Raw genomic sequence first — 18,252 nt, forward strand, 5'->3', positions numbered from 1 at the left:
AAAAAGTATCAATTAGGGTTAATTTCGACCAAGGTTTTGTCCTATGAAAATCAATAAATACACACTTGCGGCTCTTTTCATTGTGGTGCTTAGTTCCCTGGGAGTGCTACTGGTTATTCAATTTCAAATTCTTGAAAAAGACATCAAGAATAACCAAAACATGATGGGATTTGCTATTCCGGGTATTCTTTCAGACCTGTATGACAACATGATGTTTAATCGGGAACTGGACAGGCTGGTGAGAATCTATCAGGGAACCGAATCCTTCCAATTTTCATCTGATTCTAATCCTACAGACCCGCTTCAATTCGTATTAAAAAACGGTCTGGATGAAGTGATTTCATTAAACTATCCTGATCTAAAATACCAGGTAGATGGGTTCGTCTCCGATGAATATGGCTGTATGATCCACCGAGGACACAGGCCGGAATTACCTAAAGCACAAAAAGTGATGGACGCAGATAATCACATGTGTTTTTGCATGATCCTGCCTAACACACTGGACATCTCCATGACCTATACCAACAAGGAGGAAACGGTTTTAGGTGAATCGGCAAATATTTTAAAAGCCAGCTTTCTCCTTATAGCTATTATCCTGATTGCCTTCTGGTTTACGATCCGTACCATCGGCAAGCAAAAGAAGCTATCAGACTTAAAACGTGATTTCATTAATAACCTGACTCATGAATTCAAGACACCCATCTTTTCAATTTCTTTAGCTTCAAAATCGCTCAGAGGATTGGAAGAAGTAAAAAAGGCACCAAAAGCCGATTCTTATCTCAATCTCATCTCCAATGAGACCAAGCGACTTCAAACCCAGGTGGATAAAATCCTTCAAATGGCATTGCTTGATTCCGGCAATCTCACCTTAGATAAAAAAGTGATTGACCTGCATGAATCCATACAAAATGTTGCCGAAGGATTTCAAATGATTATTTCTGAAAAAGAAGGATCCATCAAGTTCAACCTGAATGCTACTAAACATCAAATTGTGGCTGATGAAACACACTTAAACAATGTGTTATTCAACCTGATTGATAATGCCCAAAAGTATTCGGACAAAAATCCAGAGATTGAGATTATCACTGAAGACGCAGAGAATAATGGGGTTATTCTAACGATCAAAGATCACGGCATTGGAATGGATCAGACAACCCAGAAGTATGTCTTCGATCAGTTTTATCGTGCCCAATCAGGCAATCTGCATACAGTCAAAGGATTTGGATTAGGCTTGAGTTACGTTAAAAAGATCATTGAATTCCATAAAGGAACGATTAGTCTAAACAGTGAGCCCGGCAAGGGCAGTATGTTTAAAATATTTTTACCTATCTCCTCATGAACCGAATCTTACTCGTAGAAGATGATGCAAACCTGGGGTACATTTTAAAAGAGTATCTCCAAATGAATGACTTGATCGTGGAGTGGGTCAAAGATGGAGAGGAAGGAATGAAGGTGTTTGAATCTTCGAAATTTGACCTATGCATCCTGGATATCATGATGCCTAAAAAAGATGGGTTTGAAGTTGCTCATGAGATAAAAGCTAAAAGCCCTGAAATCCCACTTATTTTCCTTACGGCTAAATCATTAAAGATTGATAAACTCAAAGGCTTCAAGGCCGGATGTGATGATTATATCGTAAAACCGGTGGATGAGGAAGAATTGATTGCCAGAATTCATGCAGTTCTGCGCAGAAGTAACAACCTGAGGGAGGTGAAGCAGCAATACAACATTGGAAGCTTCCATTTTGATCCTAAGATCCAAAAATTGGAAAGAGAGGGCAAATCCATTCATTTAACGCAGAAGGAATCCAGGGTATTACATATGCTATGTATCTCCTATGGGGAGTTGGTTGAGAGCGATCATATCCTGAAGGAGCTTTGGGGTCAAAATGACTACTTCAAACGCAGAAGCATGGATGTATTTATTTCTAAAATCCGTAAGTACCTGAGTGTTGATTCGTCTGTTCAAATTACCAACGTACATGGTAAAGGATACATATTAGAGGGATGACTTGCAGATAGCTTTTAGCCACACTACTTTAGGATTATGGATGTAATGGAAGTCGTAATCCGATCCGTATCACTTAATCTATTCCGGTACTTTGGAGTAGCAGGCTTTGCGTTTTTACTTTTCTATGTGATTTTTAAATCCAGATGGTCGTACTGGAAAATCCAGCAAACATTTCCAAAACCTAACGATTACTGGCGTGAGATCATCTTTTCGCTCATTACGGTTATCATCTTCATGATAGTCGCCGTTATCATCTTCGCCTCTCCACTTCGCAATTACACCCTGCTATATGAAAGTATTGATGTGTATGGAATGGGCTATTGGTGGCTAAGTATTTTCTTGATGATACTACTCCACGATACCTATTTCTATTGGATGCACCGGATGATGCATCATCCAAAGATTTTTAAGTGGGTACATCGAACGCACCATCAATCAACTAATCCATCACCCTGGGCAGCCTATGCCTTCCACCCGATTGAAGCCTTTGTTGAAGCAAGTATCATTTTTCCGATTGCGTTCATCATTCCTTTTCATCGCACCGCTCTGCTTGCATTCCTGGTGTTTATGATCGTTTACAATGTCTACGGGCATCTCGGGTATGAATTATACCCGAAGGGTTTCAATAAACATTGGCTTGGAAAATGGATTAATACCTCCGTGAATCACAATCAGCACCATAAACAATTCACGGGCAATTATGGACTGTATTTCTTGTTTTGGGATCGCATAATGGGTACCATTCGTTCAGATTATGATGATGCCTATCAGCATAGTGATAGTAGGCGAACGGGATCATGAAACCAACTTTAAGCAAGCTTAAGTCAGAAATTCAAATAGCAACAGCCAGAAGTGGAGGGCCGGGAGGACAGCATGTAAACAAAGTAGAAACGAAGGTCATTCTTCGATTGAATGTATTCCAATCGCAAGTTCTAACGGAATATCAAAAATCGATACTCAAAGAAAAACTGGCTGCTAAGCTCACTAATGACGGAGAGTTGCTTGTCAGTGCTGATAGCGCTCGTTCTCAGGTCAAGAACAAGGAATTAGCATTTAAAAAGCTGGATCGGATATTGACAAAAGCTTTTGCAAGGAAGAAAATGCGAAAGGAAACAAAACCTACCAAAGCCTCTAAAAAGAAAAGGCTGGACAGCAAGAAAAAGCAGGGAGAGAAGAAGAAATGGAGGCAAAAACCTATTTAGAAAAAATCATCAAATGATCGCTTAGGACAATTATTATCAATTGATAAGCATTTTACCTATCCAATTTTAGTACAATACACCAGCTAAATCACCTCAATTCCTGCCGTATCATTGTATTATAACAATTTAGTTATGATGACATTAATTTTCTCATTGATATTAGTTGCTGTATTTGTAGTCACAGAACAAGTATGGTTTAAACGTAAAAGCAAACGATTAGGGTGATTATTTGTAGAAATTGTTTTCGGTCCAGGTGGCCGAAAACTTTTCTGCAATTACATTTGAACCCTGATGAAAAATCTTCTCACAGCTTTTTTACTTCTCGCCAGTACAGCTACACAAGCTCAAAACTTTCTTTCGTGGCAATTTTCTGATCGATATTTTTCTTTCTCACTGGGAACCGGGACTTCAACCTATTTCGGTGAATTAAATGCAAATAACACGATCAGTGATGATCCTTCGCAGATCAGTCTTGGAATTGAAGCACGATTGCTAAACCGAATCGGAGCGAGAATCGAAGGCTCCTACTTCACGCTTAAAGGCAATGATGCAAATGCGCCTGATAGCTCTTTTCAACGCCAACGCAATCTATCATTTCAATCCAAAAATCTTCACGGCCAACTTCATATAATCTATTACCTCAAGCCTTACCAAGGCGATTACTATAAGCGCTGGACTTTTGATCCCTACTTATTCGGAGGAGTTGGATATATGAGATTTGAACCTACAACTGAGTTGGGTAGTGAACGATATTCTCTCAGAGAAGCGCAAACGGAAGGGGTAGAATATAAAAAATGGGTCACTACCATCCCTGCAGGAGTTGGTGGGAAGTTTAAAATCAATGAGTTTCTGAATGTAAACATTGAAGCATCCTATCATTTCGCATTTACTGACTATCTGGATGATGTCTCCAACACCTATGCGACTGAGTTTTCGAGCACGACAGCACGATTACTAAGTGATCGGAAAGATGAAATCGGGGTAACCAATCCTGATTTTTATGACCAGATCCAGCCAGGTGCATCAAGAGGAAATCCCAACAATAATGACAGTTTCTTACAACTAAGCGTTAAAGCAGAAATTTTCCTCCCTTCTGATCTATTTACGGGGAAAAATAAAGCGATCATAAAAAAGCCATCGGCTTATTGATCAAAGAATTGTTTAATTTTTTCAATGACCAATTCCTGCTGCTGGTAGCTTAAGCCCGTTCCGGATGGCAGGCAAATTCCTTTTTCATACATATCTTCACAAAGTCTACCTCCAACATATGGAGCTTCTGAAAAAGCACTATGCAAATGCAATGGCTTCCAGAATCGTCTTGATTCAATGTTTTCTTTTTCTAACCGATAAATCAAATCCATCACCTCTATATTTTCCCTAATCAACCCGGCTGTTAACCATCTATTACTAAAAATGCCTTTCGGTTCATCGGTAAAAGATATGTACTCACTTAAGGCCTCTTTATAGGTATCAAATATTTCACGCTTTCTTCGAATGAACTCATCAAGTTTTGAAAATTGTGCTATGCCAATTCCTGCCAGCACATTACTCATCCGATAGTTGTAGCCAGCTTCTTTGTGGTCGTATCTATGATCTCCTACGTTTGCCTGTGTTGCCAGATGAAGTCCCCTTTTCTTCATTTCCGGAGTGCAGATTAAAGCGCCTCCTGAACTTGTGGTGATTATTTTGTTTCCATTGAATGAAACGACACCAAAATCACCAAATGATCCGACGGGCTTACCATTCACTGTTGACCCAAGTGCTTCTGCAGCATCTTCAATTACGATAACGCCGTACTTCTTTGCTACTTCACACACCCGTTCGATCTGGGCAGGCATTCCATATATATGTGTTACAATTATCGCTTTTGGTATTTGGTCAGTGCTTTGCAAATACTCCACCAGCAAATCAGGATCAATATTTCCGGTGGTATTTTCACTATCAATGAAAATGGGAATAGCCCGTTCATACAGTACAACATTTGCGCAAGCTGCAAAGGTGTGATTCCCAACAATCACATGATCCCCATCCTTAACTCCACATAGAATCAAAGCCAGATGCAACGCTGAGGTTCCAGAATTAAGGGCTAGAACCTCACCATCAACATATGAAGAAAGTTGAGTTTCGAAGGCATCTATTGCAGGTCCTACCGGAGCAACCCACCCCGTATCCATAATTCCGGAAAGTCCATCCACTTCTTCCTTACCAGTATTGGGTGGCGATAGATATATGCGTTCGTTTTTCATCTTTTGGAGGCGTAATCGCTAAACTTAACAGTTCTTTCGTTTTTGTAGGTTGCTTTATCCCTTTTCAAAACTTCTATTATGGTTTTACAAAGGATTTTGCAGTCCAGCCAAAATGAAACATTTTCAACATAATAAAGGTCAAACTTCATTCGCTTTGCCCAATCAATTTGATTTCTACCATTAACCTGCGCCCAACCTGTGATGCCCGGCTTTACAAGATGTCTTTTTTTCTCTGCTGAATTATAAAATGAGAGATACTCTTTCAACAAAGGTCTTGGACCAACAATAGACATCTCTCCTCTTAGCACGTTGATGAGTTGAGGCAACTCATCCAATGAGCATGAGCGTAAGAATTTACCCAATCTAGATGTGCTACTTTCATCACCTTCCACTTTCATTGTCCTAAATTTTATTACCGAAAATAGATGCTCCTCTTTACCTGGCCTCTTTTGACTGAAAAGTGGATTTCCATAAAAGTGCGAAGTGATTATAAGACTTAAAATGAAAATTACAGGAAGCAGAATAATGAATAGAATGAAAGCAACAACACGGTCCCCAAGCGGTTTTACTACGTTCAAATAAAATTTACCTCCCCTCATTGCTTTAAAAATAGGCATTACCCTATTTATTTGATATTTTTCACCTCCAAATAAGTTTCATTATTCAATCAGCATTTGAAATAGCCGAAAAGGCTGTGATCAGCACATGAAAACCTTTCGCTTCGTCCTATCATTAAGCATTACTCTAGCGCTAGGTATTGCACTCAATTCCAAAATTGAATCGATACCCCCACTCGGTAAATTTCTTAGCCCATTTCATGGATTCTGGCAAAATGCTGAGAATGAAGCAATCGACATCCAATCCGCTTCGCAAGATAGTCTTACCGATAGCGTCAATGTATATTTTGATGAAATTCTCATCCCTCACGTATTTGCGAAAAATGAAAAAGACCTCTTCTTCACACAAGGATATGTCACGGCCTATCACAGATTATGGCAAATGGAGTTTCAGCTATATTCTGCAGCTGGCAGGCTGGCAGAAATCCTTGGACCAAGCATAGGCAATACAAGTCTTGTTGAAATTGACAGAAGAATGAGACGCATTGGATTGATGTATGGTGCCAAAAAATCTGAGGAGCTTTTCAAGAAAGAAGAGCCAGAAGTATATGCCCTTATAGAAGCATACACCGCTGGAGTGAATGCGTACATTCAATCGCTTGACTATAAAGATTATCCCATAGAGTATAAGCTGCTTGACTATAAACCGGAAGATTGGACAACACTAAAGTGTTTTCTCCTCATTTCCAATATGAATAATATGCTCTCACGAAGAGAGAGAGATTTGGAGCATACCAATGCAATAAAAAAATGGGGACGAGAAGTATTCAACACCTTGTATCCTGAACGGCCTGACACCATAGATCCTGTTATTCCAGCAGGCACTGAATTTAATTTTGAACCCATACAAGTTGAAAAACCGGATGTCACATTTCCGTTGGAATTTACAGAACCGCTTGTTGAAGGATCAAATGAGGATAATGGTAGCAATAGTTTTGTGGTCAATGGAGAAAAAACAGCGAATGGACGTGTTATACTCACCAATGAACCGGATCTTAGTTTGAACCTTCCAAGTATATGGTATGTAATGCACCTGAATAGTCCATCCCTAAATGTAATGGGAGCCACTTTACCAGGAGGACCAGGAGTAATCATAGGTTTTAATGATTCAATCGCCTGGGGAAATACGAATGCAAAAAGAGACTTGGTTGATTGGTACAAAATTCAATTTAAGGATCAATCACGCGAAGAGTACCTGTACAATGACAACTGGGTGCCTACGAAAAAAGTCATTGAGGAAATAAAGGTCAGGGGATCCTTTAGCTATTATGATACCATCGTTTACACTCATCATGGTCCGGTGGTTTACGATCGAAATTTAACTAGTGAAAAAAGTACGGCTACCAACCTTGCAATGAAGTGGACAGCACATGAAGGCAGTAAAGAGATTAAAGCATTGTATTTGGGCAATAAAGCTGAGAATTATGATGAATTTGTTGAAGCATTCAGTTACTTCAGTGGCCCACCCCAAAACTATTCATACGCATCTGTCAATGGCGATATCGCGCTGTGGATTAATGGAAAGTTTCCGGTGAAATGGGAAGAACAAGGTAAATTCTTAATGGATGGAAGTAATATCGATCATGAATGGAAAGCTTACATGCCGCAATCACACAACCTGCATGTAAAAAATCCACCTCAAAATTTTGTGAGCTCTGCCAACCAACACCCAGCTGACTCGCTGTACCCCTACTATCAGTACGACTATCATTATGAATATTATCGGGGCAGAAGAATCAATGACAGATTGAGAGTGATGGATAACATTGAGGTTCAGGATATGATGGATCTTCAGCATGATAATTTTAATTACAATGCATTCGAAGCACTTCCAATGATGATGGATAGTCTGGACTCATCGTCGTTCACCGATCTGGAATGGGAATATTATAAAAAACTAAATAACTGGGATTACTTTAATGAACCTGACCGACAAGCCCCAACCATCTATGAAGTTTGGTGGAAAAAACTAAACAATAAGTTGTGGGATGAAATCGATAGCAGTGATGTTGCTTTATATCGACCCAATTGGTTCAATACGGTTGAGATTCTAAAGAAGGAATCCGATTTCTTTATGATTGATAATCAATCGACCAGTATACGAGAAACGAGTGGAGACCTCTATAGGCTGACATTTAAAGAAACGATTGAATACCTTGAAGATTACCTTGAAACTGAGGGAAACACCCTGCTTTGGTACACATTTAAAAACACCACGATCAGACACCTACTTCGTATAAGTCCATTCAACAGAAACAAGGTTAAAATTGGCGGCAACAGATCGATTGTAAATGCCGCTTCCAGTAGTCATGGTCCATCCTGGCGGATGGTAGTTGAGCTGGGTGATGGTGAGGTTAATGCCTGGGGAATTTATCCGGGAAGTCAGTCAGGTAATCCAGGCAATCCAACGTATGGTCATATGATTGATGGCTGGGCTAGTGGAGTGTATCATCCACTACTCTTTGAACCCAAAATCGATCAGAAAAATGATAAAATCATTCATAATATCACTTTAAAACCAGCAAAATGAAACTAATCATCCGATTGATTGTCATAGGAGCATTGACCTATTTTCTGTCCCCATTTACCATGTGGTGGGTTGTTATGTTGATTGCTTTTTTAGTTTGTTATGTCTCTCCTTCTTCTGGTTTAAATGCCTTTGTTGCAGGTTTTCTGGGAGTAGGACTGGTGTGGATGGGACATGCATGGAATCTTGATGTACAGAATGACTCTGCCTTCAGTTCCATTACTGCTGAGATTATGCAAATTGGTGACCCAATACTTTTAGTTTTCGCAACAGGGTTGATTGGTGGTCTTGCAGGAGGTTTTGCTGCATTATCCGGAACAACCTTCCGTCAGCTGTTTATCAAACCAAAGCAGAGAAGCCTATACAGCTAGCTTTCTTTTATCAATACCCCTTTTGCCACGAATGAAATAGTTTTTCTCATGGATTCATCATATTCTTTGCCTCCATCCTCAGCATAATGCCGTGCTACATCTTCATCTAGTATTTCTTTGCTGGCCTCTCCTTCTATAACCACTTCCCTGCCATTCACATCTTTAGGTACAAAAAAACCATAATCCTTAAATGTGATCCGAATGTTTTCACCGGATTCATTTTTAAGTGTCATCCAGCATCCTTTCATCTGGCAAACCTCTTCTATTGTACCCTGAACTTTGAATGATTTTTTTTCTTCCCCTACCATTCCCAAAAATTCATCTGTAGAAATGGCATTTTCAGCACTTATTTCATCGCCGTGACTTGAAAACTTTTCACTAGGCGCTGCACATGCAATGGCCACAAGTAGTATGATAATGAACCGCATAATATTTTTCTTTTCTGCGAAGATAGTTCGCTACTAATTATTTCGATTAATCAATTGGTAAATAATTTGATTTATTGTCTATAACTGTATTAATATCAGACAATTAACTGCAATAAAATAAATAATAAAAAAAATCCTTTAGTTATGTGTAATTTAAAATAAATAACTATATTTGAATCATCATTAAAACCAGATTGAGTTATGAAAAGAAAACTATTTACAGCTCTTCTCTTAGTAGGAGCATTTGCGTTTACATCATGCCAGGAAGACGCAGCTATGGATGAAATTGTAGAAGATATTGAATTGAATCAGACATCTGATCCTGACGATCATACCGATCCCCCGGGTGGTGGTGGCTAAAATTGGTCAGTTCATCTAATTCATAAAGACGCCAGCATTAGTGTTGGCGTTTTTTTTTATATTGCAACAAGAAACAGTTAAGTTCTAATGCGGATAATCTCAACCGTTCTAATACTCCTATCATTTTTTGGAACTTCATCAGCTGCTGATAAGGTGGAAGAATCAATAAGTTCCATTATTGAGATAATGAAATCGCATACCGATTCAGCTATTACATTAAGTCATAAGCTTTTAGATGAGGCGAAATCTGATAATCACGAGTATGGTATTGTTCAGTCAAACTTCATTTTGGGATATATACATGATAAGTTGCAGGTGGATTACGGTAAAGCCATAGTTTATTATCTAGAAGCTATCCGATATGCAGAAGATTCATCGTATCCAGATGTGCAGAAAAATCTTATCTCGCTTTATAAAAATTGCGGTGTAATCTATAGAAAGTTCAAAGCCTTTGATTTATCAATAGAATATTATCAAAAAGGACTCGATCTTGCCAAGTATGTTGACAATCATAAACAGATTATTAGCATTTCATACAATATGGCAGGATTATTTAACGAAATGCGTAATGATGAAATGGCAATTAAACTTTTAAACCAGGTTTCTGAATTAGTTTCACCGGAACATCCATATTTTTTTGATATTAATAACAGGCTTTCTCAAATATACCTTGACAACAAAAAATATTCAGAAGCGTATGTTCTTGCTTTAAAAATTTTAAATCAAGGATCTCCATCTCAGAAAGAATTAATTGATACCTATCAGATTTTAGGCAGAGTAGAATTGTCTGCAAAAAATTTCACTAATGCTGACAAGTGGTTTAATCGGGCAATCGATACTGCTAAAACTATTAATGATAGGTTTTATAAAGAAAAAGCACTTTTTGAAACATTCGTAGATAAAGGAAATTTATATACAGCTCAAGAAAACACAAATGCTGCCTTAGCATTTTACCATCACGCAGAAGATTTAATCCCCCAGCTTGATCAAAAACCACAAACTTTTAGTGTCCTGAAATTAATAGCTAATTTATATTTTGATGAAGGCAATTATAATGTGTCAAAAAAATATGAAGATCTGTATTCTGCAAACCTCAACAACTACTTGAATCTACAAGAAGAAATCCAGAGCATTGACAAACGCTATAATATGGATTTGATTACCAAGCGCTATTTTGATGAGGTTGCTAAACAAGAAAAAATTGCTTCTATATTGTTTTATTCAAGACTAATTTCAGGTAGTCTCCTGGCCCTCCTTTTGTTTACAATAGGTTTCAATTGGTACCAGAAAGTACGCCTTAGAAGAAGCATCATTAAGGATTTAGTAGACCTACAAGTCCTGAAGTAATCAGACTTTCAGTTTTAACTTTTGTTTAAGAACATTCAGCATGCCCTCTTGTCTTTCGTGAAGTAGAATGAGTTTATTCTTTTGTTCCGTGGTTTCATCCATCATAAAATTAACCAACTCCTCAAGTTCAGACACTTCGTGAGATTCAGGTTGTTCCAGGCGCATTTTAACAAATAACTCCCGTATTCTGGCTTGAAGATTCACATGAGTAGGAGCGATTTCCGCGGAAGTTACGATATCATCATTCCACATAGAACCTTCACCCTTGATCAGCCATTCGGCGTTTAACTTGTCATACGTTTTCAGGATGTTGAGGATGAGGTCAAAGCTTGGCTTGCTTCTTCTCCCTTTAATAATATTGAAAATGACCGTTACACTTACCTCCAAACTTTCTGAGAAAGATGTGGGGTTCATATCTAGCACCCTAATCAATTTATGGATACGGTCATTTATCATAAGATAAAAGTAATAAATAGTTTTTAAAGCAAAAAAAAAGAAGGGTTGCTTAGGGCAACCCTTCATCATTAAGAACCAGCTATGGAAAATAGATACTCACTATCTATGTTTCGAATTTATAAGGTTTTGACAACCTAACAAAGGATTTTGTATTTTTTTTTATCAAATGATAATGTAAAAGAGTTGTCAGAGATAAAAATCAACTTTCGTTAAATAACTATAATTTGACGACTAACTTCCCAGTAGATTGACGTGATTCCATGAATGCATGCGCTTCCGGTAACTCTGAAAAATCAAAAATTCGACCAACTACCGGCCGCAAATCATGATCTTTTGTAAATAAAAATAACTCTTCCCATATATCTGATGTTAGCTCTTTATTAGCGGTTAAATAACCTATATGGGAGGCAAATACGCCCTTACTTTCAGTCGCCATCTTCATCATATTTACTTTAGGAGCATCTCTGTAAGTTTTGATCCATGAAAAAGGATTCCAGATTTTCAGATTCATACTGGCAAAGCCAATTACAACCAACCGCCCAAACGGGGCAAGTAATTTCATACTCTTTTTGAAAACTTCCCCTCCCACTGTCTCCAAAACACAATCTACCTGACCACCATCAGCTATTATCTCTTGATAAAAATCTTTTTCACGGTAGTTGATGGGTTTACCACCCAGGCTTTCTATTAACTTGAGCTTATCATCTTTACTTGCGGTTCCATAAACCTCACACCCCAATGCGCTTGCAATCTGAACCGCGGCAGTGCCTACTCCACCTGCTGCCGCCTGGATCAACACTCTCTCCCCTCGCTCAACCCGACACATTTTCTTCAAACCAACCCATGCAGTCATAAAGTTGACAAGGTAGGCTGCATTTTCCTCTGGTGTAAATCCATCAAATGCAGGGAAGCACAAATGCTCAGGAGCGCAGGTATATTCTGCATAAGAACCATGCTGCTGACCAACGATTACCTTGTCTCCTACTTTGAAACTGCTTACACCCTCTCCTACCTGAGTCACCTCTCCATAGCATTCCATTCCCATTACATATGGTTTTTTAGGTGCCCAGCTATATTGCCCTTTTCTGGATAAAATTTCAGCGTAATTAATTCCAATCGCTTCTACTTTCACCTTTACTTCTCCGGCTGCTGCAGTAGGCTCATTAATTTCTTCGATTTTTAAAATCTTAGGCTTCCCTGTTCTTCGTAGTTGGTATACTTTCATTCGTAACTTGTCTGACGTTTCGTATGATTGAATAATGAGCTGGCAATTTAATGCTTTAACTTCACGACAATAACAAACTGGAAAATGAAAGAGACTTATTACAACAAAGAGGACTTAAAAAAATTTGGCGAAATAACTGAATGGCAAAAAGAACTGGGCGACAAGTTTTTTGATTATTACAATAGCGTATTTAAAGAAGGAGCTCTGACCGCAAGAGAAAAATCACTTATCGCACTGGCAGTTTCTCATGCAGTCCAGTGCCCGTATTGTATTGATGCATACACTACTGATCTTCTGAAAAAAGGAGTAGATGAAGAGCAAATGATGGAGGCCGTGCATGTTACCGCTGCAATTAAAGGTGGTGCTGCTTTGGTTCATGGTGTTCAAATGATGAACCAGGTGAATGATAAATTAATGTAAGAATGCTTAAATCTCTTAAACGACAAAATCACAAACTATCTTCTCCGGAGGGACAAATTGAAGTACTTGATGATGCGGAATCAATCAACATTCCAAGTTTCGAGGACAAAATGGCCGACATTGGCTTTTCACAATTTAAGCCTACCGGAATAGAAATATTTCAGGTGAATGTTGGTAAGATGTGTAACCAGGTGTGTGCACATTGTCATGTAGATGCAGGTCCGGACAGAAAGGAAATCATGACAAAAGAGACAATGCAGCAGTGTCTGGATGCAATTGAAGGTACTGATATTAAGATTGTAGACCTAACTGGTGGGGCTCCCGAAATGAATCCACATTTCAGGTGGTTTGTTGAAGAGCTAAGAGCTATTGGTAAAGATGTGATTGTAAGATGTAATCTGACTATCATTCTTGCAAATCCAAAATACAATGACCTACCTGAGTTTTTCAAAAAGCACAAAGTAAATGTAGTATCAAGCCTGCCCTACTTTACTGCAAAACGCACCGATGCTCAACGTGGTGATGGTGTGTTTGACAAATCAATTAAAGCACTTCAAATGCTCAATGCAGTTGGGTACGGCAAGGAAGGCACAGACCTTAAATTGGATCTCGTTTATAATCCGGCCGGTGCATTTCTACCAGGTGATCAGGAGACGCTAACTGCACAATTTAAGCGTAAACTCCTGGAATATGATATTGAGTTCAATGACCTCTTTGCGATTACAAACCTTCCGGTTAGTCGTTTTCTGGAGTACTTGGTCAAAACTGAAAAATATGAAGACTATATGCATGAGCTAGTAAACGCATTTAATCCTGCGGCAGCAGCCGGAGTAATGTGTCGAAACACTTTGAGCGTAAGCTGGGATGGCTATCTTTACGACTGTGATTTCAATCAGATGCTGGAGCTAAAAGTAAATGCTCCAAGTCACATAAGTGAGTTTGATTTGAAAGCTCTGTCTAACAGAGAAATTATCCTAAACCAACACTGTTACGGTTGCACCGCTGGAGCAGGGTCTAGCTGTGGTGGAGCGACTACATAATATCTGAGTTCATAAATGAAGACAATCAGAATTGGGGGAGTGCCAGAACACTTCAACCTGCCTATTCATTTAGCCATTGAAAATGAATGGTTCAGTAAAGAGGACATTCAATTAACCTGGAAAGACTTTCCGGGCGGGTCCGGATACATGAAGGAGGCTTTAAGAAAAGATGAAGTGGACATTTGTATTCTCTTGACTGAGGGAATTGTCACTGATATTCTAAAAGGAAACCCTTCCAAAATTGTAAGCGGCTATGTGAAGACCTCTTTGACCTGGGGAATCCATACACACACACGCATTCCTATGCCAGAATCAGAATCCATATTTGACAAGAAGATTGCCATCAGCCGATTTGGTTCCGGATCACACCTCATGCCGATTGTGAATGCTATGATGAAAGATCAGCGCATTGAAGAAGAACAATTTGTACAGGTGAAAGATGTGAATGGTGGAATCGATGCACTTGAAAATGGGGATGCAGAAATTTTCTACTGGGAAAAATTTACCACGAAACCTTACGTGGAAAAAGGTCTGCTAAAAAAAGTAGATGAGTTTATTTCTCCCTGGCCATGTTTCATGATAGCTGCTACCAATAAGATCATTGAATCAGATCCAGCTACTTTAAGCAGAGTCTTAAAAATCATTCACAATGCCAATCAAAATTTCATGAATCTCGAAAATGCTGTTCAGCTGGTCTCTGACCGATATGGCCTTACTACTAAGGATGCAGAAAGATGGTATCATGCTACGGAGTGGTCCACAAATGGATGGGTAAGCAACAAAATGCTTGAAGGTGTGCTTTACTCGCTACGCGAAGCTAAAATTGTGGAGGATGCAAAAACCACAAGAGGTATTATTTGGGAACGAAACGCAAAAAATTAAAAAAAGCCTCTGCTGCAAGCAACAAAGACTTTTATGAGTCACGAGTTGGTATCGTGGTATATATAAATATGAAGAGAATTAGTTTCTGGTTTCTAACAAGAAGCTCGTAAAACTCTTGCCATTTATTTTGGTGTATTTGGAATCAATATCATCACGAACGTCTAATCCATCGATATCAAACTCACCTCTGGCCTTCATGTACTTGATGTTCCATGATTCCTGAAAAACCGCATCCTTAAACGATGCTCCTTCATCAAATTGGGCATATTTAAAAGTGGCATCATCATCAAAGTTTGTGCTGGAAAAGTCAGCTCGCTCATCAAATTCTGCATATTTAAAAGTAGATTCTCGTAAAAATGATGATCCTGAAAAGTCTGTCAATCCATCGAAATCAGAGTACTTAAACATTGCATCCTTTTTAAACTCACAGTCGCTAAATGTTACACGTTTGTCAAAATCTGCAATAAACGTATATTCAGACATATCCTCATGGATGTATGCTAGCACATCCCCTTCGAAAGTACAATTCACAAATGAAATTGCTACGTCAATTGACTCCTCAACCGTATTTCCATCACCCCACCATTTTGACTTCTTTGGAAGATCCGGCAATTTATCAGCCATATATGTGAAATCAAGATTGCCAATGACAGTGACATTTTCATAACTAATGTCCTTGCCTTCTCTTATGTCCATCATTATTTTCCGGGCATTAACTTGTTCTTGAGCGAAAGCTCTAAAAACAAAAGCACTAAATAAAACCAGTATTGCAATTCGCAGTTTAGTAGATAAAGATGTAGATATTTCCATGATTGTAATTTCCAGGTGTCTAATATATAGATGCAGCAAAAGCTAAAAAGTTGCATCTATCATAAATACCTAGCAGAAAGCAATTGGTTACAGTTACAAAGAGATCGGTTGAAAAAAGGAGTTGAATGGCGCTTTACTCCGTATAAAATCCAAAAGGCGAGGGTTACTCGCCTTTGGGTTGGTGTGGCCTATGTAACCCGTGGATTACAAGGTCCAATCTAACCTCCTGATGGACTTAGTCAGGACTGACTAAACCCGTAATGAATTTACCTTTTTTTATAATGGAATCAAAGTAGAAATCTATTTTTCTTAATTGTCTTTTTCTGATAAAGATTTCCCAACCTCTTTAATTACATCATCTAAACTATTGGCTGAGACTTTAACAATATTCAAGAGTTCCGTTCGCTCACTACTGTCACAACTACTGTCCAGATGATTTACAGCTCCGAGTATATTAGCCAATGGCGCTCTAACAAGATGAGAGTTCATGAAAGCATATCGCTTTAACTTCTTATTCTGCAATTCGATATCCTTTGTCCTTTCTTTCACAATCTTTTCAAGCGAATCATTCATTTCTTTTAACTGACCAATAAGCGTTACTACTTCCCTATTCTTTGAACGTAACCTACTGTAAGACCTCCCAAGTAGATTGTGAAGTAAAGAGAAACAAGCAACAAATGTGATGGTAAAAATGCTTGCGGCAAAAGCATAAGGCATGTAAGGAATTTCAGCCGTATATGACTGCCCCATTACACTATTTCCATACACTGTATCTAAAACCAGTGTTATCAATATTATAACCAACCAAATGTGCGAGGTTCTTAAATTACCAAACATGAATGCCAGAAGTGGTATAGTCGGCATCCAATATATTATCACATGAAATACATTTGGTAAGGTGATAAAGGTAAGCTGAAACATGAGGTAAAGCACAAATAATTGGAGGTTGCCAACGATCACACTCTTACCGAATCTTTTAGCCGCACCTAACAAAATCAGGTTGGCACCAAAAAGTGAAAGGATAAGGGGTAGTGTTGTTGCCTTTAGGTCTACCAAGTATTCACCGATAGCAAGCATACCAATAAGTATGGTAAGCATTAAGATGGTTATGAACTGTACTCCTTCAGACTTTGGTACGTTATAGTCTTTTAGGAGCCAATCCTTGAATAGCTCTCGCATTAAATTATTGTCCTTAGCTGATGATCAATGCCAAGATATGGATAAAACTCTAAGGGAACAATAAAAAAATCCCCACTTTTAACCAATGAGGATTTAAAATTGTATGTATGAAGAGGGTCTTTAATAACGTCTTTACAAAAGAATAGATGTTAATTGATGTTTTTAAATCAAAGCAATACGTCTAGCAAATCAATTGTAGGTACCGTTCACTGTCAAGTCTTCAGGGCTTCTTAACTCTAAAGCAACTTCTTTAATCACATTATCAAGATTAGTGGCAGATAATGCGATCATATTCATTATTTGCTCATATTCTTCCATGCTTTCTGTTTCTCCCAATATCTCAATGGCACCTAAAATGTTTGCCAAAGGAGCTCGCACTAAATGTGAATTCATAAAGGCATATTTTGTTAATCGTTGATTTTTATTTTTGATCATTGATGTTCTGGTACGAACAATCTTTTCAAGATTTTTATTTAGTGAAATCAATTCCAGATTTAGCTGATTGATCTCTTGATTCTTATTCTCAAGCTTTTGGATTGCCTTACCTAGAAGATTATGAATGATATAAAAACAAGAAACGATGGTAAGGCAAAAAATTGTTCCTCGTATAGCAAAAGCCACATATGATATATTGATTTGGTAGGTGCCCACTGTTTTTTGACCATATACAATGCCGCAAATCATCCCAATCAGTGTAATAGCAAGCCAGATCCTTGACGACTTTACATCACCAAACATTAAGGCAATAAGCGGAATAACACTCATCCAAAATACCATTACATGAAAACTTTCCGGCACCAGGAAACAATGAGCCAGAAAAGCGAGCAACAATATCAAAAGCTGAGCTGTTCCCAACCAACTCTTAAAATTCGTGTAAGCAATGATGGTTATAATTACATTGGTCAATAGCAAAGGAATGAGAATATTGAATGATGTTGTATTCAAGTCCATGAACCATTCAGCGAGAACCAGGAAGAAGATTAGAATGGAAAAAATCAGGATAGACTGACGTTGAACCAGTGCGGGTTTTGGCACGGTAAAGTTTCCAATTAACCAATTGAGTAAGCGGCTTTTCATCTCTTCTATAAATTAGATAACAAAGGTGGACAAGAAAATACGCTTAACGGGCTGA

20 protein-coding genes are annotated in these 18,252 nt (G+C 38.4%); 12 read left to right on the forward strand and 8 right to left on the reverse strand.

The features are described 5' to 3' along the window. Positions 1-43: 43 nt before the first annotated feature. The 5 genes from CHB71_RS06965 to CHB71_RS06985 all read left to right on the forward strand — a co-directional run bounded on the left by CHB71_RS06965 (position 44) and on the right by CHB71_RS06985 (position 4,361). Entirely contained in the window at positions 44-1,339 is a 1,296-nt protein-coding gene (locus tag CHB71_RS06965; RefSeq protein ID WP_089356175.1) for a sensor histidine kinase, read from the forward strand. Continuing rightward, positions 1,336-2,010, forward strand: a complete 675-nt coding sequence (locus CHB71_RS06970) for a response regulator transcription factor (RefSeq protein WP_089356176.1) — start codon at positions 1,336-1,338, stop codon at positions 2,008-2,010. The genes CHB71_RS06965 and CHB71_RS06970 overlap by 4 nt, the downstream gene beginning before the upstream one ends. Before the next feature lie 45 nt (positions 2,011-2,055). Then, entirely contained in the window at positions 2,056-2,811 is a 756-nt protein-coding gene (locus CHB71_RS06975; protein WP_245811227.1) for a sterol desaturase family protein, read from the forward strand. Beyond that, positions 2,808-3,212, forward strand: coding sequence for an alternative ribosome rescue aminoacyl-tRNA hydrolase ArfB (arfB, locus tag CHB71_RS06980; protein WP_089356178.1), 405 nt, complete (start codon positions 2,808-2,810; stop codon positions 3,210-3,212). Before CHB71_RS06975 ends, arfB begins: the two co-directional genes overlap by 4 nt. Before the next feature lie 291 nt (positions 3,213-3,503). Next, positions 3,504-4,361: a DUF6089 family protein gene (locus CHB71_RS06985; protein ID WP_089356179.1), complete on the forward strand. Its 858-nt coding sequence runs from the start codon at positions 3,504-3,506 to the stop codon at positions 4,359-4,361. On the opposite strand, the gene CHB71_RS06990 is transcribed toward CHB71_RS06985, so the two are convergent. Then, positions 4,355-5,458, reverse strand: coding sequence for a DegT/DnrJ/EryC1/StrS family aminotransferase (locus CHB71_RS06990; protein WP_089356180.1), 1,104 nt, complete (start codon positions 5,456-5,458; stop codon positions 4,355-4,357). The two genes, CHB71_RS06985 and CHB71_RS06990, sit on opposite strands and share 7 nt — an antisense overlap. After that, positions 5,455-6,075 (reverse strand): sugar transferase, encoded by a 621-nt coding sequence (locus CHB71_RS06995; protein WP_317043974.1) that lies wholly within the window; start codon positions 6,073-6,075, stop codon positions 5,455-5,457. The genes CHB71_RS06990 and CHB71_RS06995 overlap by 4 nt, the downstream gene beginning before the upstream one ends. An 88-nt stretch (positions 6,076-6,163) precedes the next feature. Here CHB71_RS06995 and CHB71_RS07000 point away from each other — a divergent pair, with 88 nt between their 5' ends. Continuing rightward, positions 6,164-8,605, forward strand: a complete 2,442-nt coding sequence (locus CHB71_RS07000; protein ID WP_089356181.1) for a penicillin acylase family protein — start codon at positions 6,164-6,166, stop codon at positions 8,603-8,605. Next, positions 8,602-8,973 carry a hypothetical protein gene (locus CHB71_RS07005; RefSeq protein ID WP_089356182.1) on the forward strand — a complete coding sequence of 124 codons (372 nt, stop codon included), beginning with the start codon at positions 8,602-8,604 and terminating at the stop codon, positions 8,971-8,973. The genes CHB71_RS07000 and CHB71_RS07005 overlap by 4 nt, the downstream gene beginning before the upstream one ends. Here the strand turns inward: CHB71_RS07005 and CHB71_RS07010 are convergent. Next, complete coding sequence (locus tag CHB71_RS07010) at positions 8,970-9,401, reverse strand: DUF4920 domain-containing protein (RefSeq protein ID WP_089356183.1); 432 nt, start codon at positions 9,399-9,401, stop codon at positions 8,970-8,972. The genes CHB71_RS07005 and CHB71_RS07010 overlap by 4 nt on opposite strands. Positions 9,402-9,602: 201 nt before the next feature. Between CHB71_RS07010 and CHB71_RS18795 the strand changes: the two genes are divergently transcribed. Then, positions 9,603-9,761, forward strand: a complete 159-nt coding sequence (locus tag CHB71_RS18795) for a hypothetical protein (RefSeq protein WP_179213330.1) — start codon at positions 9,603-9,605, stop codon at positions 9,759-9,761. An 87-nt stretch (positions 9,762-9,848) separates the two neighbouring features. After that, positions 9,849-11,108 (forward strand): tetratricopeptide repeat protein, encoded by a 1,260-nt coding sequence (locus CHB71_RS07015; protein WP_089356184.1) that lies wholly within the window; start codon positions 9,849-9,851, stop codon positions 11,106-11,108. Here CHB71_RS07015 and CHB71_RS07020 read toward each other — a convergent pair whose 3' ends face one another. Both CHB71_RS07020 and CHB71_RS07025 read right to left on the reverse strand, forming a co-directional pair. Next, on the reverse strand, positions 11,109-11,522 hold the full coding sequence (locus CHB71_RS07020; protein ID WP_144017354.1) for a hypothetical protein: 414 nt from the start codon (positions 11,520-11,522) through the stop codon (positions 11,109-11,111). A 259-nt stretch (positions 11,523-11,781) separates the two neighbouring features. Beyond that, positions 11,782-12,789: a quinone oxidoreductase family protein gene (locus CHB71_RS07025; RefSeq protein ID WP_089356186.1), complete on the reverse strand. Its 1,008-nt coding sequence runs from the start codon at positions 12,787-12,789 to the stop codon at positions 11,782-11,784. An 84-nt stretch (positions 12,790-12,873) separates the two neighbouring features. On the opposite strand from CHB71_RS07025, the gene CHB71_RS07030 reads away from it, so the two are divergent. From CHB71_RS07030 to CHB71_RS07040, 3 genes are read left to right on the forward strand one after another with little or no spacing between them, the layout of a single operon-like run. Then, positions 12,874-13,209, forward strand: a complete 336-nt coding sequence (locus CHB71_RS07030; protein WP_089356187.1) for an arsenosugar biosynthesis-associated peroxidase-like protein — start codon at positions 12,874-12,876, stop codon at positions 13,207-13,209. Positions 13,210-13,211: 2 nt separating this feature from the next. Then, positions 13,212-14,249, forward strand: coding sequence for an arsenosugar biosynthesis radical SAM (seleno)protein ArsS (arsS, locus tag CHB71_RS07035; protein ID WP_089356188.1), 1,038 nt, complete (start codon positions 13,212-13,214; stop codon positions 14,247-14,249). 15 nt (positions 14,250-14,264) lie between these two features. Continuing rightward, complete coding sequence (locus CHB71_RS07040; protein ID WP_089356189.1) at positions 14,265-15,131, forward strand: ABC transporter substrate-binding protein; 867 nt, start codon at positions 14,265-14,267, stop codon at positions 15,129-15,131. A gap of 78 nt (positions 15,132-15,209) precedes the next feature. On the opposite strand, the gene CHB71_RS07045 is transcribed toward CHB71_RS07040, so the two are convergent. From CHB71_RS07045 to CHB71_RS07060, 3 genes are all read right to left on the reverse strand, one after another. After that, positions 15,210-15,941: a pentapeptide repeat-containing protein gene (locus CHB71_RS07045; protein ID WP_144017355.1), complete on the reverse strand. Its 732-nt coding sequence runs from the start codon at positions 15,939-15,941 to the stop codon at positions 15,210-15,212. A 309-nt stretch (positions 15,942-16,250) separates the two neighbouring features. Then, positions 16,251-17,120: a hypothetical protein gene (locus CHB71_RS07055; protein WP_089356191.1), complete on the reverse strand. Its 870-nt coding sequence runs from the start codon at positions 17,118-17,120 to the stop codon at positions 16,251-16,253. Positions 17,121-17,309: 189 nt separating this feature from the next. Continuing rightward, the gene (locus tag CHB71_RS07060) at positions 17,310-18,197 is read right to left on the reverse strand and encodes a hypothetical protein (protein ID WP_089356192.1); all 888 of its coding nucleotides are present in this window, start codon (positions 18,195-18,197) and stop codon (positions 17,310-17,312) included. Positions 18,198-18,252: the final 55 nt, after the last annotated feature.

Origin of the sequence: Ekhidna lutea (assembly GCF_900188325.1) — a bacterium.
Lineage (GTDB): Bacteria > Bacteroidota > Bacteroidia > Cytophagales > Cyclobacteriaceae > Ekhidna > Ekhidna lutea.

Bases quoted from the DNA above. Each gene is read 5' to 3' on its own strand.
- CHB71_RS07020 (WP_144017354.1), bottom strand. From the start codon at position 11,522: ATGAACCCCACATCTTTCTCAGAAAGTTTGGAGGTAAGTGTAACGGTC.
- CHB71_RS06975 (WP_245811227.1), top strand. From the start codon at position 2,056: ATGGAAGTCGTAATCCGATCCGTATCACTTAATCTATTCCGGTACTTT.
- CHB71_RS07010 (WP_089356183.1), bottom strand. From the start codon at position 9,401: ATGCGGTTCATTATCATACTACTTGTGGCCATTGCATGTGCAGCGCCT.
- CHB71_RS07045 (WP_144017355.1), bottom strand. From the start codon at position 15,941: ATGGAAATATCTACATCTTTATCTACTAAACTGCGAATTGCAATACTG.
- CHB71_RS06990 (WP_089356180.1), bottom strand. From the start codon at position 5,458: ATGAAAAACGAACGCATATATCTATCGCCACCCAATACTGGTAAGGAA.
- arfB (WP_089356178.1), top strand. From the start codon at position 2,808: ATGAAACCAACTTTAAGCAAGCTTAAGTCAGAAATTCAAATAGCAACA.
- CHB71_RS07005 (WP_089356182.1), top strand. From the start codon at position 8,602: ATGAAACTAATCATCCGATTGATTGTCATAGGAGCATTGACCTATTTT.
- CHB71_RS07000 (WP_089356181.1), top strand. From the start codon at position 6,164: ATGAAAACCTTTCGCTTCGTCCTATCATTAAGCATTACTCTAGCGCTA.
- CHB71_RS06985 (WP_089356179.1), top strand. From the start codon at position 3,504: ATGAAAAATCTTCTCACAGCTTTTTTACTTCTCGCCAGTACAGCTACA.
- CHB71_RS07055 (WP_089356191.1), bottom strand. From the start codon at position 17,120: ATGCGAGAGCTATTCAAGGATTGGCTCCTAAAAGACTATAACGTACCA.
- CHB71_RS07025 (WP_089356186.1), bottom strand. From the start codon at position 12,789: ATGAAAGTATACCAACTACGAAGAACAGGGAAGCCTAAGATTTTAAAA.
- CHB71_RS07015 (WP_089356184.1), top strand. From the start codon at position 9,849: ATGCGGATAATCTCAACCGTTCTAATACTCCTATCATTTTTTGGAACT.
- CHB71_RS18795 (WP_179213330.1), top strand. From the start codon at position 9,603: ATGAAAAGAAAACTATTTACAGCTCTTCTCTTAGTAGGAGCATTTGCG.
- CHB71_RS06970 (WP_089356176.1), top strand. From the start codon at position 1,336: ATGAACCGAATCTTACTCGTAGAAGATGATGCAAACCTGGGGTACATT.
- CHB71_RS07040 (WP_089356189.1), top strand. From the start codon at position 14,265: ATGAAGACAATCAGAATTGGGGGAGTGCCAGAACACTTCAACCTGCCT.
- CHB71_RS07060 (WP_089356192.1), bottom strand. From the start codon at position 18,197: ATGAAAAGCCGCTTACTCAATTGGTTAATTGGAAACTTTACCGTGCCA.
- CHB71_RS07030 (WP_089356187.1), top strand. From the start codon at position 12,874: ATGAAAGAGACTTATTACAACAAAGAGGACTTAAAAAAATTTGGCGAA.
- CHB71_RS06965 (WP_089356175.1), top strand. From the start codon at position 44: ATGAAAATCAATAAATACACACTTGCGGCTCTTTTCATTGTGGTGCTT.
- CHB71_RS06995 (WP_317043974.1), bottom strand. From the start codon at position 6,075: ATGCCTATTTTTAAAGCAATGAGGGGAGGTAAATTTTATTTGAACGTA.
- arsS (WP_089356188.1), top strand. From the start codon at position 13,212: ATGCTTAAATCTCTTAAACGACAAAATCACAAACTATCTTCTCCGGAG.